This is a genomic window from Janthinobacterium sp. 61 (genome assembly GCF_002846335.1).
In the GTDB taxonomy this organism is placed as follows: Bacteria; Pseudomonadota; Gammaproteobacteria; order Burkholderiales; family Burkholderiaceae_D; genus Janthinobacterium.
In genome coordinates, this window is record NZ_PJMQ01000001.1 from 1,776,172 (window position 1) to 1,789,679 (window position 13,508).

Annotated in this window: 15 protein-coding genes; 7 read left to right on the plus strand and 8 right to left on the minus strand. The window is 62.6% G+C overall.

All coding sequences use genetic code 11. The features are described 5' to 3' along the window. Window positions 1-51 precede the first annotated feature (51 nt). The 4 genes from CLU92_RS08195 to CLU92_RS08210 form a co-directional block, all read right to left on the minus strand. On the minus strand, window positions 52-924 hold the full coding sequence (locus CLU92_RS08195) for a hypothetical protein (protein WP_257561030.1): 873 nt from the start codon (window positions 922-924) through the stop codon (window positions 52-54). A gap of 161 nt (window positions 925-1,085) precedes the next feature. After that, complete coding sequence (locus CLU92_RS08200) at window positions 1,086-1,457, minus strand: DUF5071 domain-containing protein (RefSeq protein WP_101481473.1); 372 nt, start codon at window positions 1,455-1,457, stop codon at window positions 1,086-1,088. Window positions 1,458-1,470: 13 nt separating this feature from the next. Further along, entirely contained in the window at window positions 1,471-2,691 is a 1,221-nt protein-coding gene (locus CLU92_RS08205; RefSeq protein WP_101481474.1) for an MFS transporter, read from the minus strand. A gap of 78 nt (window positions 2,692-2,769) precedes the next feature. Beyond that, window positions 2,770-3,795, minus strand: a complete 1,026-nt coding sequence (locus CLU92_RS08210; RefSeq protein WP_180338460.1) for an ice-binding family protein — start codon at window positions 3,793-3,795, stop codon at window positions 2,770-2,772. A 523-nt stretch (window positions 3,796-4,318) separates the two neighbouring features. Here CLU92_RS08210 and CLU92_RS08215 point away from each other — a divergent pair. Continuing rightward, the gene (locus CLU92_RS08215) at window positions 4,319-5,098 is read left to right on the plus strand and encodes an EAL domain-containing protein (RefSeq protein ID WP_101481475.1); all 780 of its coding nucleotides are present in this window, start codon (window positions 4,319-4,321) and stop codon (window positions 5,096-5,098) included. A gap of 33 nt (window positions 5,099-5,131) precedes the next feature. Here CLU92_RS08215 and CLU92_RS08220 read toward each other — a convergent pair whose 3' ends face one another. The 4 genes from CLU92_RS08220 to CLU92_RS08235 form a co-directional block, all read right to left on the minus strand. Then, complete coding sequence (locus CLU92_RS08220; RefSeq protein ID WP_101481476.1) at window positions 5,132-5,419, minus strand: pentapeptide MXKDX repeat protein; 288 nt, start codon at window positions 5,417-5,419, stop codon at window positions 5,132-5,134. A 178-nt stretch (window positions 5,420-5,597) separates the two neighbouring features. Further along, window positions 5,598-6,368 carry a molybdopterin-dependent oxidoreductase gene (locus CLU92_RS08225; RefSeq protein ID WP_101481477.1) on the minus strand — a complete coding sequence of 257 codons (771 nt, stop codon included), beginning with the start codon at window positions 6,366-6,368 and terminating at the stop codon, window positions 5,598-5,600. A 10-nt stretch (window positions 6,369-6,378) separates the two neighbouring features. After that, window positions 6,379-6,984 (minus strand): cytochrome b/b6 domain-containing protein, encoded by a 606-nt coding sequence (locus CLU92_RS08230; protein ID WP_101481478.1) that lies wholly within the window; start codon window positions 6,982-6,984, stop codon window positions 6,379-6,381. Further along, on the minus strand, window positions 6,984-7,790 hold the full coding sequence (locus CLU92_RS08235; protein WP_257561031.1) for a DUF1223 domain-containing protein: 807 nt from the start codon (window positions 7,788-7,790) through the stop codon (window positions 6,984-6,986). Before CLU92_RS08235 ends, CLU92_RS08230 begins: the two co-directional genes overlap by 1 nt. 140 nt (window positions 7,791-7,930) lie before the next feature. Between CLU92_RS08235 and CLU92_RS08240 the strand changes: the two genes are divergently transcribed. The 6 genes from CLU92_RS08240 (at window position 7,931) to CLU92_RS08265 (ending at window position 13,473) form a co-directional block, all read left to right on the plus strand. Next, window positions 7,931-8,521: a sigma-70 family RNA polymerase sigma factor gene (locus CLU92_RS08240; RefSeq protein WP_101481479.1), complete on the plus strand. Its 591-nt coding sequence runs from the start codon at window positions 7,931-7,933 to the stop codon at window positions 8,519-8,521. Further along, window positions 8,518-9,165: an NrsF family protein gene (locus tag CLU92_RS08245; RefSeq protein ID WP_101481480.1), complete on the plus strand. Its 648-nt coding sequence runs from the start codon at window positions 8,518-8,520 to the stop codon at window positions 9,163-9,165. The genes CLU92_RS08240 and CLU92_RS08245 overlap by 4 nt, the downstream gene beginning before the upstream one ends. Before the next feature lie 132 nt (window positions 9,166-9,297). Then, window positions 9,298-10,806 (plus strand): DUF4331 domain-containing protein, encoded by a 1,509-nt coding sequence (locus CLU92_RS08250; RefSeq protein ID WP_180338461.1) that lies wholly within the window; start codon window positions 9,298-9,300, stop codon window positions 10,804-10,806. Between the two features lie 18 nt (window positions 10,807-10,824). Further along, window positions 10,825-11,073, plus strand: a complete 249-nt coding sequence (locus tag CLU92_RS08255) for a hypothetical protein (protein ID WP_101481481.1) — start codon at window positions 10,825-10,827, stop codon at window positions 11,071-11,073. A gap of 73 nt (window positions 11,074-11,146) precedes the next feature. Further along, the gene (locus CLU92_RS08260) at window positions 11,147-12,358 is read left to right on the plus strand and encodes a lipopolysaccharide assembly protein LapB (protein ID WP_101481482.1); all 1,212 of its coding nucleotides are present in this window, start codon (window positions 11,147-11,149) and stop codon (window positions 12,356-12,358) included. Continuing rightward, the gene (locus CLU92_RS08265) at window positions 12,355-13,473 is read left to right on the plus strand and encodes a HupE/UreJ family protein (protein WP_101481483.1); all 1,119 of its coding nucleotides are present in this window, start codon (window positions 12,355-12,357) and stop codon (window positions 13,471-13,473) included. Before CLU92_RS08260 ends, CLU92_RS08265 begins: the two co-directional genes overlap by 4 nt. The last annotated feature ends 35 nt before the right edge of the window (window positions 13,474-13,508 follow it).

The window sequence follows — 13,508 nt, forward strand, 5'->3', positions numbered from 1 at the left end:
TAGCCCGGTCGCAAGCCTCCCTGTATCGGGAGGCATATTTTCGCCGGATTTTTACGCGGCCTGATTAATCTCGTCGTCCAGCATATTGGCGAACAGATCGAAACTCAGAATACCCGTGCCGATGCACGAAAACACCGTGGCGCCCGCCGCATCCTTGATCGTCACTTTCTCGGTCCAGTCACTCAGATTCATGCATTTCAGGCTGGCGCCAGGAAAGGTCACGCCATCCACATGCAAGCCCTGGGCAGACAATGCCACTACTTGTGTCTTGAAATTCAGGAAATTGCCGAGCAAACGTTTCTTGTACACGTTACCGCTACTGATGTAATGGAAGTTCACGCGTTCGCCGTCTGCAAGCTTCTGCTTTAATACGGGCATGCGGTGCAAGACATAGCGGGAACGAAACTCGTCCATGAAATCGCCAAAACGTTTGAGTTCTGCGGTAGCCAGTATCCAGGGCTGGTCGGCGCCCGTGCGATAGGCAAAGTTATTGATCAAGCCTGACATGGCGGTGGAGCCGGCGGCGAATAGATACAGGTCTTCGATATCGGCAAATGCAGCGTAGCTGCGGATGCCACCCGATTCATGCACCACGCCGTCTTCATGCAATTCAAAACGGCTCTTTTGCCGCTTGAGCATTACCGCACGCATCACCAGTACCAGCAGTGCGATCAGCAATAGAAAAGCCGCTGTGCCATAAAGAATAGTCAGATTGCTGTGCGTGCCCAGCTTGGCGCCATTTCTCAGTGCCATGGCCGAAGATTCCGTCAGCGTTTTCTGCGGCAGGATCGTGCTTAAATACAGCACGAATCCCGCCACTGCCGCCAATATGGCCGCAAATACCGCAAAGAGCATAGGCACTGTCTTGCCATGAAAATACACGGCGAGTGCTTTATTGGTTTGCGGGATACTAAAATTACCCATGTAATCTTCCTGTTAAATGATAGGGGGGGGTCAAAACCCGGATGTCGACATAATTCGGACCGGATTGTCCCCCATCTGCCGCAGGAATGGCCACACGCACGCACATTCAATATTGATGCGCTCAATGCCAATACCGGATGCCGGTCGCGCACGGTTATTATCTAATGTCCCAACATTTCCCGAGCTACCTCGGCCACGCCTTCTTCCAGCTCTCCAATTGTTGGCGCATGGGCCAATCGGTTCAATTCCCCGCCTAATTCGAATGCCAGCTTCGGGGAATGGCGCACGATACCCAGCAGAACAAAATACTTCCATTGTTCGTCATCACTGGCGAGCACCGTTTTTATATAGGGGGCGAGGCGTGGACCGATACCAGCCAGATAAGGCAGGAGCACGGCGGCCACTGGCCAATTGGCATCCTGAACCCATTCCAGTATCTGCGGCATGGCGGGGCGGAGTTCCTCCCAGCTCAAGGCGATGAGCGCTTGCGCATGCTGCGTATCGTGTTTGTCGCGCGGCAATGGCAGCCTCATGCAAGGCCTCCTGTCATGTGGCGCCACCGTGTGCCAGGCCCTTCTGCACCTTCCACGCCAGCGGCAAGGTCAGCAGCAATACGGCCGCCAGCGCCAGCAAGGCTGTGTTCACGCTGCTATGGTCGCTCAGCGTGCCGAACAGCACGGGCGACAGCGCGCCGCCGCCGATGCTGCCCGTGTAGAACAGGGCGAACGCATGCTCGCGCTTGCCAGGCTCGGCCAGTTCCGGCACCGCGCCGTACAGCACGGACGAGGTGCCGTTCAGCGCCAATCCAAGCAAGGGCAGCATGGCCATGACGCCGGCCAGCGGCAGCCACAGTGCCGCGACGATGAGCACGGACGTCATCGATTCCGTCAGCCATACTGTCTTCATCATGCCGATGCGCGCGCCCAGATAGCCGCACAGCAGCTTGCCGAAGGCGCCTCCCACGAACAGCAGCGATAGCGCCACGCCGATGCCGGCCGTGCCCGCACCCTTGCTTTTCAGCAAGAATGGCAAGAAGGTGAGAAAACCCATGCGCACGGCGCTGTCCAGGGTGCCCGTGGCCAGCAGCGCGCGAAAGCTCGCCTTCGAGCCGCTGCCCACGATGCTCTTGCCCGGCTTCTTCGGGCCCGCCTGAAGCTCGCCCGGTTTCGGCAATAGCCACCACAGCAAGCCGGCCGCCGCCAAGCCCAGCAAGCCTAGCAGCGAAACGCTGGCTTGCCAGCTGCACACCAGCAACAGCAAGCCCACCAGCGCGGGAATCAGGGTCTTGCCGATATCGCCGGCAAAGTTGTAGTGCGACAGCGCCTCCTTCACGCCGCCGCCCGCCTCGTGCGTGTCGGTGACAATGGACGAGGCCAGCGAATGCTGGGTGCTGGCGCCCAGTCCGCCCAGCAGCAAGGCGAACAGCAGCACGGCCAGGCCACCCGCCTGCCCGGCGATCAGGTAAGCGATACCAGCCAGCGCGGTGCCGCCCACCAGCAGGCGTTCGCGCCCCCAGCGCCTGGCCATGCGGCTGGCCAGCAACTGGAAACCGGCCATCATGCCCGAGTACGAGCCCCGCAAGAGGCCTACCATGGCGTAGCTGATGGCAAACTGCGCCTGCCAGATGGGCAGGAGCACATAGATCACGTCCGTCAAGCCATCATGCACGGCATGCGCGCTGCAGGCGGCAAACAGCGAGCGGCGGCGGATCGATTTATCGGAGGGATTTGCTTCGGGGGACAGCGCGGCGGCGGATCGTTCGGTCATGACAGTGCATGCAGGAAATCAGGAGGCGACCAGCTTACTACAAATTGCAAACTGGCATCTTGGTCGCCTTGCGTCCCCTTACACGCGAGCCTGCTTGCGCTGCCGCATCAGGCCAAGCAGGGCAAGTCCGGCCACCAGCATGGCGTAGGTGGATGGTTCCGGCACTGGCGATATGTCGATGCTGCGTACAGCGGTACCGTCCACGATATCGAAACCGCTGCCTATGCCGCGGCAGCCGCTGCCGCCGATGCGCGCGCCGTCGCCCGTCGACACATACGAGGTGGCGGAATAGAGCCCGCCGCATGCGCTTCCCACGCCTGTGACGCTGGTGCCCGCGCCTACGCTGACGTAATCCTTTGCCAGGATGGTGCCGATGAACTCCCCGCTGGCCCCCAGGCTCGTGTAGCCGCCACTGTTCCAGATGACGCTATTGCTGGCATCGGCATTGATCAAGACAATTTTCATAGCCGCTCCAGTGACCAGGTAATCGTCGATATTGAACACCCAGGATTGATTGGGCCGATTCTGTCCGTCCAGGGTCAGCGTGATGCCGGCCGTGGTCGACAGATTGGCAGCCGTAAACACGCCCGGGTACAGCGTGGTATCGAGCGTCATGGTCGTGCCCAGGGCTGTCCCCTGCCCCATGTTCTTCAGTGCGGCCTGCGCGGCGCCGATCTGCTGCGCATTGCTCTGCACGTTCGTCGGCAGCGCGGAAAGCGTATCTGCGCCATGGGTGGTGCTACTGGCGGACAAGGTGATGGCTCCCAGCGCCGCCACCTTGCCGGCAACGGTGGCATTGGCGCCGACGGTAGCGGCGCCGCCACTGACCATATTGCCGCTCACGACGGCATTGGCACCGATGGTGGCCGCGCCCAGGGACTGCAGATTACCGCTGAGCAACGACGCGGCGCCCATGGTGGCGACATCGCCCGAGACGATATCGCCTGTGACGGTCGAGTTGGCGCCGGTCGTCGCATAGGTTAGGGCAAACACGGAGGTGCCTGACAGCGACTGGCCAAACAGGGGCACGCCTTCGGCGTGGACTTGCGCGGCGGTGCATGCCAGCGTAACGAGCAGCGCCAGTGTTGATGGAGGCAATTTCATGGATTTCTTTTTGCGCAGCTTGCGCATGAATGGAGTCACGTGCGAATGCCGGGACGGCTACAGGAAGCACCACGAAAAAAGCGCGCAGCGTATCCCCGGCCATCATGGCCAACTTGAGAATGAATGGTCGTTTCGCGACTAGCAGCAGGCAGCAGAGGTGAAACACCTGAAACGATATCGTCGAATGCAGCAAGCCAGTACGACTGCGCGCAAGGGCCGGTAGGCAGGGAAATACCGCGGGGGATGGGCGGCGGGCGGTCAGCTGTTCCGATGGGCGGGTCACGGTGACGACGTGACGCATCAGAACTGGTAAATTGCTTAATGGAAATAATACAGCGCCTGTCGGCGATTAGCCAATCAATTATTACTAGGAGGCAATTTGTATTATTTTCTGTCTCATTTACCCGTCCTGGCACAGCCTTCCCCTGTCTTGACGGGACATAAATATAGGGCTACTGGCACAGGACCGTGGTATAAGGACTGTGTACAACTTGTATATTCTTGATCAGAGGCAAGCGCGACCATGACGTCATCCAGCGACACCTCGGGCCAGGCCGGGAAAAAAGCAGGCTGCAGCAAGTGCCGGGACAACGAGCCACTGGACTTCGACTTCACGTTTGCCTATCAACCGATCGTCGAACTGTCCACGCGCTCGATCTTTGGCCATGAAGCACTGGTGCGCGGCCCCAACGGCGAATCGGCTTATTCGGTCTTGTCCCAGGTCAATGACGAAAACCGCTATATGTTCGACCAGGCCTGCCGCGTGCGCGCCATCGAGGGCGCGGCCCGACTGGGCATCCAGGAATATCTGTCCATCAATTTTCTGCCGAATGCCGTGTACCGCCCCGAAGCTTGCATCCAGGCCACTTTAGCCGCGGCGCGCGAATACGACTTCCCCATCCGCCGCATCATCTTCGAGGTGACCGAAGGCGAAGAAGTGCGCGACCGGCCCCACCTCGTCAACATCTTCCATGAGTATCGCCGCTTCGGCTTTCAGACGGCAATCGACGATTTCGGCGCCGGCTACGCGGGACTGACCCTGCTGGCGGAGTATCAGCCGCACATCATCAAGATCGACATGGAACTGGTGCGCGGTATCGAGGCAAGCGCACCCAAGCAGGCGATCGTCAAGGGCATCACGGCCATTTGCAAGGAACTCCACATTACCGTTCTGGCGGAGGGCATCGAAACGGCCGCCGAACGCGATTGCCTGAAGGAGATGGGCATCGACCTGATGCAGGGATATCTATTTTGCAAGCCGGCATTGATGGCCATCGGCGTGATCAATCCCGCAGCGTGGTGACAGGCAGTCACCACGCCTTGATCTGCTTCAGCCTTACTTGCCCATCGCATCCTTTTTCATCTCGTCCTTTTTCATCTCGTCCTTCTTCATGCCATCTTTCGCCATGGCATCTTTTGCCATACCATCCTTGGCCATGTGATCCTTCTTCATGTGTTTCTTGGCCATCGGCTTGTGCATGCCACCCTTGTCCATCGCATCCTTGTGCATGGCGTCGGCCGAAGCGTCCTTGGCCATCGGGTCTTTCTTCATGGCATCCTGGGCGAAGGCGGCGCCCGACATGAGGATGGCGGAAGCGATAATGGCGGTGATGGTGGTTTTCATGATAAATCCTTGTCTCAAGGTTATATGGGCGAATGCCCGGTGGTAAAGCTGTTGCTGTGCTACAGGGTGCTGCTTGCTGCTAAACAATAGGAAGGCCGGGAGGGGTCAGGGCCAGGCGCATTGCCGCAGGCAGTACGATTAGACAAGGCAATGCAACATGGCCGCCTTTGCCGTCTTCCTAAGAACCGCCGAACCAGTTATATCCCTGGTTTTCCCAGTACCCTCCCGGATACGTATTCGTCACGAAGATGGCCTGGATGTGCTTGGGATTCTTGTAGCCCAGCTTGGTGGGCATGCGCAGTTTCATCGGGTAGCCGTACTTGGGCGGCAATTCCTGGCCGTCATACGTCAAGGCCATGATGGTTTGCGGATGCAAGGCCGTGGCCATGTCGATGCTGGTGAAGTAATCGTCGGCGCACTTGAAGCCGATGTATTTGGCCGTCGTGTCGGCGCCGACCCGTTTCAGAAAATGGGAAAACGGCACGCCGCCCCATTTACCGATGGCGCTCCAGCCTTCCACGCAGATGTGGCGCGTGATCTGGGTTTCCTGCGGCAAAGCACGCAGCTGCGGCAAGCTCCACGGTTTCTTGTCGGCGATCAAGCCGCTCAATTCCAGACGCCAGGCGTCGCCATCGACCTCTTCCACTTCGTCTTCGCCGTAATACGCGTTGAAGGGAAACGGCCGGGTGATCATGGATTCGGGATAAGTCGGCGCCAGTTTGTTCGGGTCGAAGAGCCAGCCCTGCACCCGGTCGTTGAAGCGCGAGACCGCCGTCAAGGCTGTCTCGATGCTGTACGGGTCGCTGGCGTTGCAACCGGTCAGCAGCGACAGGCCGCCCAGGGTCAGGCTGCGCTGCAGGAACAGGCGCCGTGATGGCTGCTTGATCTGGCGCAGGGCGTCGGCCAGCATGGCCTGGCCCTGCTCTTGCACGAGGATGGTTTTTTTCATGATTATCTCCTTAGCGGCCGCGCAGCATGGCGACCAGGGTGCGCGGTACCAGCGCCACCATCAGCAAGTGGACGCCGACAAAGCCCACCAGCAGCGCCATGGCGATGAAATGCACGCGGCGCGCGCTCTCGTAGCCACCCAGCAGCTCGCGCAAGAGGGGGAACTGCACGGATTTCCACAGCACCAGGCCGGACAGCACCAGAACGATGCAGTCCAACATGACGAACAGATAGGCGGCGCGCTGCACCATGTTGTAGCGGCGCGGGTCTGCATGGGCCAGCTTGCCTTTCAGGGCAGCCAGGAAATCGGCCAGCAGCAGGCGCGGCGTCAGGGGAAAGAACTGGCGCCGCAGCCGTCCCGATACCATATTAATGATCAGATAGAGCAAGCCATTGGCCACCAGCAGCCACATGGCGGCAAAATGCCATTGCAGGGCGCCGCCCAGCCAGCCGCCCAGGGTCAGGGCGCGCGGCAGCTCGAACGGGAAAAATGGCGCAGCATTGTAGATGCGCCAGCCGCTGGTGGCCAGCACCACCACGGCGACGGCATTGAGCCAGTGCGTCAGGCGCAGCCAGGCGGGGTGGATCACGGCGTTGGAATCAGTCTGCGTATGCATCACAGTACTCCCTTGGCGCATGGCGCCGTGCTGACGGCTTGCAGGATGGCGCTGCTGTCGTCCCGCTGCACGAAGGCGACCACTTGCAGGTGCTCGGGGCGCCAGTTGGCGGGCAGCTTGACTTCGCGGCGTAGTTGGGCGCGGCCTTGCGCCAGCGCAACTGGCCCCAGCCACAGGCGCACGGCCGCGTCGTGATGCAGGGTGGCGCCCCGGTTTTCGCCGCGCAGCACAGTTGACACGATGCCGCTTTCGCTGATGGCCAGGTACAGCTGGCCGCTGGTCAGCGGGTCTGGCGCACTGGCATTCGCTTCCAGCAGTAATTTCCCACCCTGCCCTGGCGTGGCGGACAGGCTGATGTTGACGGGCGCGGCGGTCGCGTTGATGCGGCGTATGGCGGCCGGCAACTGCGTATCCCAGCTGCGCAACTCTGTGCCGCCGACGAAAAACTGGGGCGTGTAAGCCACATGGCGCGGCTGGTGGCGCAGCAGCTCGGCCTGGCGCGTATCGAATTGCGCCTGCGCCAGCGGGTCCGTCCAGCCGATCTGGTCCCAGTAGGTGACGTGCAGCGCCAGCGGCACGACCAGGCTGGCCGTCCCCGCTTCCTTGCGCAAGGCGTTCAGGCGCTGGTCGGCGGGCGGGCAGCTAGAGCAGCCTTCGCTGCTGTACAGTTCCACCAGCGCCGCTGTTTGCGGTCCGCTTTGCACGGCGCAGCGCTGGCCGGCCGCCATCTGCGCGTAAGCGGGTGCCGTCGCGGCCCACAGACAGAGCGGAACGAGGCTGGCGGCAAGGCGGTGCTTGATATGCATGATGACTACCCGTTATAGTGAATGAAGAAACGTGCTTGCTTGTCAATTCGCCGCGATGGCCGGATTGGTTACAGCCACCTTCAATTATTTTTGAATTTGTTGTTAGATTTATTTTTCAACGCCTGTCACCAAAGGCCTGCATGCAACGAATACCTGTTAGCGAGCATCTGCACGGCACGGAATTGCGGCTGCATGGCTTGATGCTGCGCGGGCTCGATGGCGATGCGCAGGCCTACCGCAGTTTCTTGCAGGCAAGCAGCGCCCATTTGCGTGCGTTTTTCCGGCGCCGCCTGCAGCGCTGGCCTGACGAAGTGGAAGACCTGGTGCAGGAATGTTTGCTGGCCATCCACAACCAGCGGCTGACGTATGACACGGGTGTGCCGCTGACGTCGTGGATCCATGCGATCGCACGCTACAAATTGATCGACTGGCTGCGCCGGCATGGGCGGCGCGAGGCGCAGCACTTGCCGTATGACGAAGAAGACAGTGCGCAGGAAATGTTTTCCAGCGCCGATGCCGAGGCGGCCGAGGCCAGCCGCGACCTGGGCAAGCTGCTGGCCACCCTGCCGGCGCAGCAGCGCTGCGCCATCGTGCATACCAAGCTCGACGGCTGGTCCGTGCGCGACACGGCTGCCGCCATGGACATTTCGGAAGCCAGCGTCAAGGTGGCCGTGCATCGCGGCTTGAAGGCACTGGCAGCCAATTTAAGGATAGAAGGAAGCGCATCATGAAAACCGATGACTTGATCGCCATGCTGGCCAGCGGCCCGGACGTGGCCGCCGCAGCGCCCCCGGGCACGCACTGGCGCGCCGCGTCCACCTTGGGCGCCGGCCTGCTGGCCAGCGTCGCCTTGACGGCCATGCTGCTGGGCGTGCGTCCCAACCTGGAGCAGCTGGCACTGCTGCCCGACTTCTGGATCAAGGTGGGCTTTGTCGTGTGCCTCAGCCTGGCTGCCTGGCACGTCAGCCGCCGCCTGTGCGTGCCGGGCGCCAACACACGCGCCCTGCCGCTGCTGATCGCCATGCCCCTGCTGCTGATGTGGGCGCTGGGCGCCATCATCATGCAGGAAGCCCCAGCCGACCAACGCGCCGAACTGTTCTGGGGCGCCACCTGGCGCAGCTGCCCCTTGCTGATCGCCCTGCTCTCGCTGCCCATCTTGGCCGCCGTCCTGCGCGTGATGCGCCAACTGGCGCCCACGCACCTGCGCCTGGCCGGCGCGGCTGCCGGTTTTGCCGCCGGCGCCATGGCAGCGCTCGTCTATTGCCTGCACTGCCCCGAACTGGCGGCCAGCTTCGTCGGCTTCTGGTACGTACTGGGCATGCTGGTGCCGACCGCCATCGGCGCGGCCATCGGCCCCAAAGTGCTGGCCTGGTAGGGGGCCGGCAAGATCCACTCGCACACGTTGAGAAAAAGTTGAATCCGTTTTTTTTCCCCGTTCGTATAAGTTTGGCAGCCTGCAGTTTCTTGGACCTGCCTGTCAACGCTAACAAAAATCGGGAGAATCGAAATGTCATTGTCACACTCGAAAACCGCACTGGGCGCCGCACTCCTGGGCAACCTGCTCGCCGTGTCTTTTACGTTGGCCATCGCGCCAACGGCCTACGCTTCCAGCCACCGCGAAGCGCCATTCATCACGCAAAACCCCAAAGTCGACGCCACCGACTTCTATATGTTCCGCAGCTATGAAACAGGCCGCGGCGCCTACACCACCATGGTGGCCGATTATATTCCCCTGCAAGACGCCTACGGCGGCCCCAACTACTTCGCCATGGATCCCAACGCCCTGTACGAAATCCATATCGACAACAATGGCGACGGCAAGGAAGACCTCACCTTCCAGTTCCGCTTCACCAACACCATCAAGGATGGCCAGTTCACCGTGGGCGGCAAGAAAGTCTCGATTCCGCTCGTCATCAACGGCGGCGCCATCGATAGCGTCAACCCGGCCGGCCTGAACGTGCGCGAAACCTACAGCGTGACAGTGGTGCGGGGCGACCGCCGCACGGGCACGCGCAGCAGCGTGACCAATGCCACGGGTGGCGGCACGACCTTCGATAAACCAGTCGACTACATCGGTACCAAGTCCATCCCCAACTACGCCGCGTATGCCGCGCAGCACGTCTACACGGTCAACATCCCCGGCTGCGCCACGCCGGCGCGCATGTTCGTCGGCCAGCGCAAGGACCCCTTCGTGGTGAACCTGGGCGAAACGTTTGACTTGATCAACATCAAGGCGCCCGCCACGGAGTTTGCCGCGAATGCAGAGTCGGCCGCCAAGGATGACCTGGCGCGGAAAAACGTCACGGCCATCGAAATGGAAGTGCCGACCGCCTGCCTGACGGCGGGCAGCGACCCCGTCATCGGCGGCTGGACCACGGCCAGCCTGCGCCAGGGCCGTTTGCTGAACCCGGCGCCGGGCAGCACTGCGGCATCGAAGGAAGGCGGCGCGTGGGTGCAAGTATCGCGTCTGGGCATGCCGCTGGTAAATGAACTGGTCATCGGCCTGAAGGACAAGGACCGCTTCAACGCCAGCAAGCCTTCGGGCGACGCGCAATTTGCCGACTATGTCACCAACCCGACGGCGCCAGCGCTGGTGGAAGTGCTGTTCGGCTCGGCAGGCGCCAAGGCGCCCACCAACTTCCCCCGCAACGACCTGGTAGCCACCTTTTTGACGGGCATCAAGGGCGTGAACCAGCCAGTCACCGTGACGGCATCAGAAATGCTGCGCCTGAACACCTCGATCGCGGCCACCAATGTCGGTGCGCAAAACCGCCTCGGCGTCATCGGCGGCGATAACGCGGGCTTCCCGAACGGCCGCCGTCCCGGCGACGACGTCGTCGACGTGGTGCTGCGCGTGGCCATGGGCAAGCTGTGCACCTTGAACATCGGCTGCGCGCCAAGTGACGCCCCCGCCGGCGGCCTGCACTTCACGGACGGCGCTTTCCTCGATGAAACTTCCTTCACGGCAGGTTTTCCTTACCTGAAAACACCCATGGCCGGTTCGCCGCAGCTGTAAGCCAACCAGGAGAATGCGATGAAAAAGCTCTATGCATGCAGCGCCCTGGCGCTCACGGCCCTGCTGGCCGGCTGCGGTGGCGGTGGCAGCAGCCACGGCGGCGATAACGGCAACGGCGGCGTCAACCCGCCTCCGGTAGTCTTGCTCGATGCGTTTTATGTGGCCGTCAGCAACGTCATCCTGACCACCAGCGATGACAAGGAAGGCGTGGGCATCGACGCCATCATGGCGACGTCTCCGGAAGACACGGAACCGGTGCCGTTGTAAGCCATTGCGGGCGCCGCGGAGACTAGCTCTCCCCGGCGCCCGCCCTGTTCCCCCACCGTTCACGGCGTCCACCATGAAAACACCATTTTCCCTGCTGTGCGCCTGCCTGCCCATGCTGGCATGGGCCGCGCCCTACACGCCGAAGGATGGCAGCGCCGTCATCGAACAACTGCCGCGCCGCGCCGACGCCACGCAAATCGCCCTGCGCGGCCTGCGCCAGCAGCTCGACGCCGCGCCGCAAGACCTGGCCCTGGCCAGCAGCCTGGCGCAGCGCTACATCGCGCTGGCGCGCAGCGAAACGGACCCGCGCTACCTGGGCTATGCGCAAGCGGCGCTGGCCCCCTGGTGGCGGCAGGCGGCGCCGCCCCTGCCCGTGCGCCTGCTGCGCGCCACCATCCTGCAAAGCACCCACCATTTCGATGCCGCCCTGCTAGACCTCGATGCCGTCATTGCCCAGGAACCGGCCAATGGCCAGGCCTGGCTGACGCGCGCCACCGTGCTCACGGTGCAGGGCGACTACACGAAAGCAACGGCGGCCTGCGCCCGCCTGTCGGCCTTGACGACGCAGCTGGTCACCGTCACCTGCCTTGCCAATATCGCCAGTGTCACGGGCCGCGCTGCCAGCAGCGAGCGCTTGCTGGACATGACCCTGCGGCGCAGCGCCGGCGCAGCGCCCGAACTGGAAAGCTGGGCCTTGAGCCTGCTGGCGGAAATGGCCACGCGGCGCGGAGAGAGCACGCTGGCCGAAGCGCGCTACAAGACAGCGCTGGCGCAGCAGCCGCGCGACAGCTACCTGCTGGGCGCCTACGCGGATTTCCTGCTCGACCGGCAGCGCCCGCAGGACGTCGTCAAGTTATTGAAGGAGCAGCAGCGCATCGACGCCCTGCTGCTGCGTTACGCGCTGGCCCTGCAATCGCTGCCCGGCCAGCAGACGGCATTCCTGGCGGCAAAAGCGGAACTGGCGGCCCGCTTCAACGCCGCCATGCAGCGTGGCGATACCGTGCACCAGCGCGAGCAAGCCCGTTTCACCCTGTTTTTGCAACGGGATGTGCCGGCCGCCCTGCAACTGGCGCAGAAAAACTGGGCCATCCAGAAGGAAGTTCCCGACATGCGCATCCTGCTGGAAGCGGCCCTGGCCGCACGCAGTTACGGGGCCGCGCAACCGGTGCTGGCCTGGATCGCCGCCAACGGCGTGGAAGACGAGGCCCTGCAGCGCCTCGTCCGGCAGCTGGGGCCGCAGGATGGCCAGAAACTCAGTGCAGCGAAGAAGGCAGGTGTACTGTGAAACGATGCCTCTTCATCCTGCTACTGTGCGCCTGGCTCGCTCCCGCGCAAGCCCACAAGCCCAGCGACAGCTATGTGAGCCTGGCTATCCAGGGCCAGCAGATCGAGGGACAATGGGATATCGCCCTGCGCGACCTCGATTTCGCCATCGGCCTCGATGGCAATGGCGACGGCGCCCTGACCTGGGATGAAATCCGCGCGCGCCACGAGGCGATTGCCGCCTACGCCCTGCAGCGCCTGCAGGTGGCCAGCGACCAGGGCGTCTGCCCCTTGAAAGCTGTCGACCAACTGATCGACAGCCACACGGATGGCGCCTACAACGTGCTGCGCTTCCAGGCCACCTGCCCCGGCACCGCGCCAGCCAGTGTGACGATCGGCTACACCCTGTTCGCCGACCTCGATCCGCAGCACAAGGGTTTACTCAAGATCAATAGCGGCGGCGCCACGCAAACGGCCATCTTCGACCCGGACAGCCCGCGCCAGACGCTGTCCCTGGCCGCGCCCGACCGCCTGGGGCAGTTCGGCGCCTACGTCAAGCACGGTATCTGGCATATCTGGATCGGCTATGACCACATCCTGTTCCTGCTGTCGCTGCTGCTGCCGGCCGTGCTGCTGCCCGGCTTGCGCGAGCAGCAGCACGGTTTGAAGGCGGCGTTTGTCGACGTGCTGAAAGTCGTCACGGCGTTCACGCTCGCCCACTCCATCACCCTGAGCCTGGCCAGCCTGTCGCTCGTGTCGATGCCGTCGCGCTGGGTGGAATCGGCGATTGCCGCTTCCGTGATCCTGGCCGCGCTGAACAACCTCCTACCGCTGTTCCGGGGCAAGCGGCCCGTGGCGGCCTTCGCCTTTGGCCTGATCCATGGCTTCGGCTTTGCCAGCGTGCTGCGCGACCTGGGCTTGCCGCAGGGCTCGCTGCTAGCCAGCCTGCTGGGCTTCAACGTCGGCGTTGAAATCGGACAGCTGGCCATCGTCGCCGCCTTCCTGCCCGTCGCCTGGCTGCTGCGCAAGACCTGGTTTTACCGGCAAATCCTGACCGTGGGTTCGCTGGCGATTGCCTTGGTGGCGTGCGTGTGGCTCGTCGAACGGATAGCCGACATCAAGCTGATCAGTGCATGAGCGGGGCCATGCATTCGCCCAGCGCATCAGCGCAT

Bases quoted from the DNA above. Each gene is read 5' to 3' on its own strand.
- CLU92_RS08255 (WP_101481481.1), top strand. From the start codon at position 10,825: ATGAAAAAGCTCTATGCATGCAGCGCCCTGGCGCTCACGGCCCTGCTG.
- CLU92_RS08240 (WP_101481479.1), top strand. From the start codon at position 7,931: ATGCAACGAATACCTGTTAGCGAGCATCTGCACGGCACGGAATTGCGG.
- CLU92_RS08220 (WP_101481476.1), bottom strand. From the start codon at position 5,419: ATGAAAACCACCATCACCGCCATTATCGCTTCCGCCATCCTCATGTCG.
- CLU92_RS08210 (WP_180338460.1), bottom strand. From the start codon at position 3,795: ATGAAATTGCCTCCATCAACACTGGCGCTGCTCGTTACGCTGGCATGC.
- CLU92_RS08235 (WP_257561031.1), bottom strand. From the start codon at position 7,790: ATGCATATCAAGCACCGCCTTGCCGCCAGCCTCGTTCCGCTCTGTCTG.
- CLU92_RS08250 (WP_180338461.1), top strand. From the start codon at position 9,298: ATGTCATTGTCACACTCGAAAACCGCACTGGGCGCCGCACTCCTGGGC.
- CLU92_RS08195 (WP_257561030.1), bottom strand. From the start codon at position 924: ATGGGTAATTTTAGTATCCCGCAAACCAATAAAGCACTCGCCGTGTAT.
- CLU92_RS08230 (WP_101481478.1), bottom strand. From the start codon at position 6,984: ATGCATACGCAGACTGATTCCAACGCCGTGATCCACCCCGCCTGGCTG.
- CLU92_RS08205 (WP_101481474.1), bottom strand. From the start codon at position 2,691: ATGACCGAACGATCCGCCGCCGCGCTGTCCCCCGAAGCAAATCCCTCC.
- CLU92_RS08260 (WP_101481482.1), top strand. From the start codon at position 11,147: ATGAAAACACCATTTTCCCTGCTGTGCGCCTGCCTGCCCATGCTGGCA.
- CLU92_RS08215 (WP_101481475.1), top strand. From the start codon at position 4,319: ATGACGTCATCCAGCGACACCTCGGGCCAGGCCGGGAAAAAAGCAGGC.
- CLU92_RS08225 (WP_101481477.1), bottom strand. From the start codon at position 6,368: ATGAAAAAAACCATCCTCGTGCAAGAGCAGGGCCAGGCCATGCTGGCC.
- CLU92_RS08200 (WP_101481473.1), bottom strand. From the start codon at position 1,457: ATGAGGCTGCCATTGCCGCGCGACAAACACGATACGCAGCATGCGCAA.
- CLU92_RS08245 (WP_101481480.1), top strand. From the start codon at position 8,518: ATGAAAACCGATGACTTGATCGCCATGCTGGCCAGCGGCCCGGACGTG.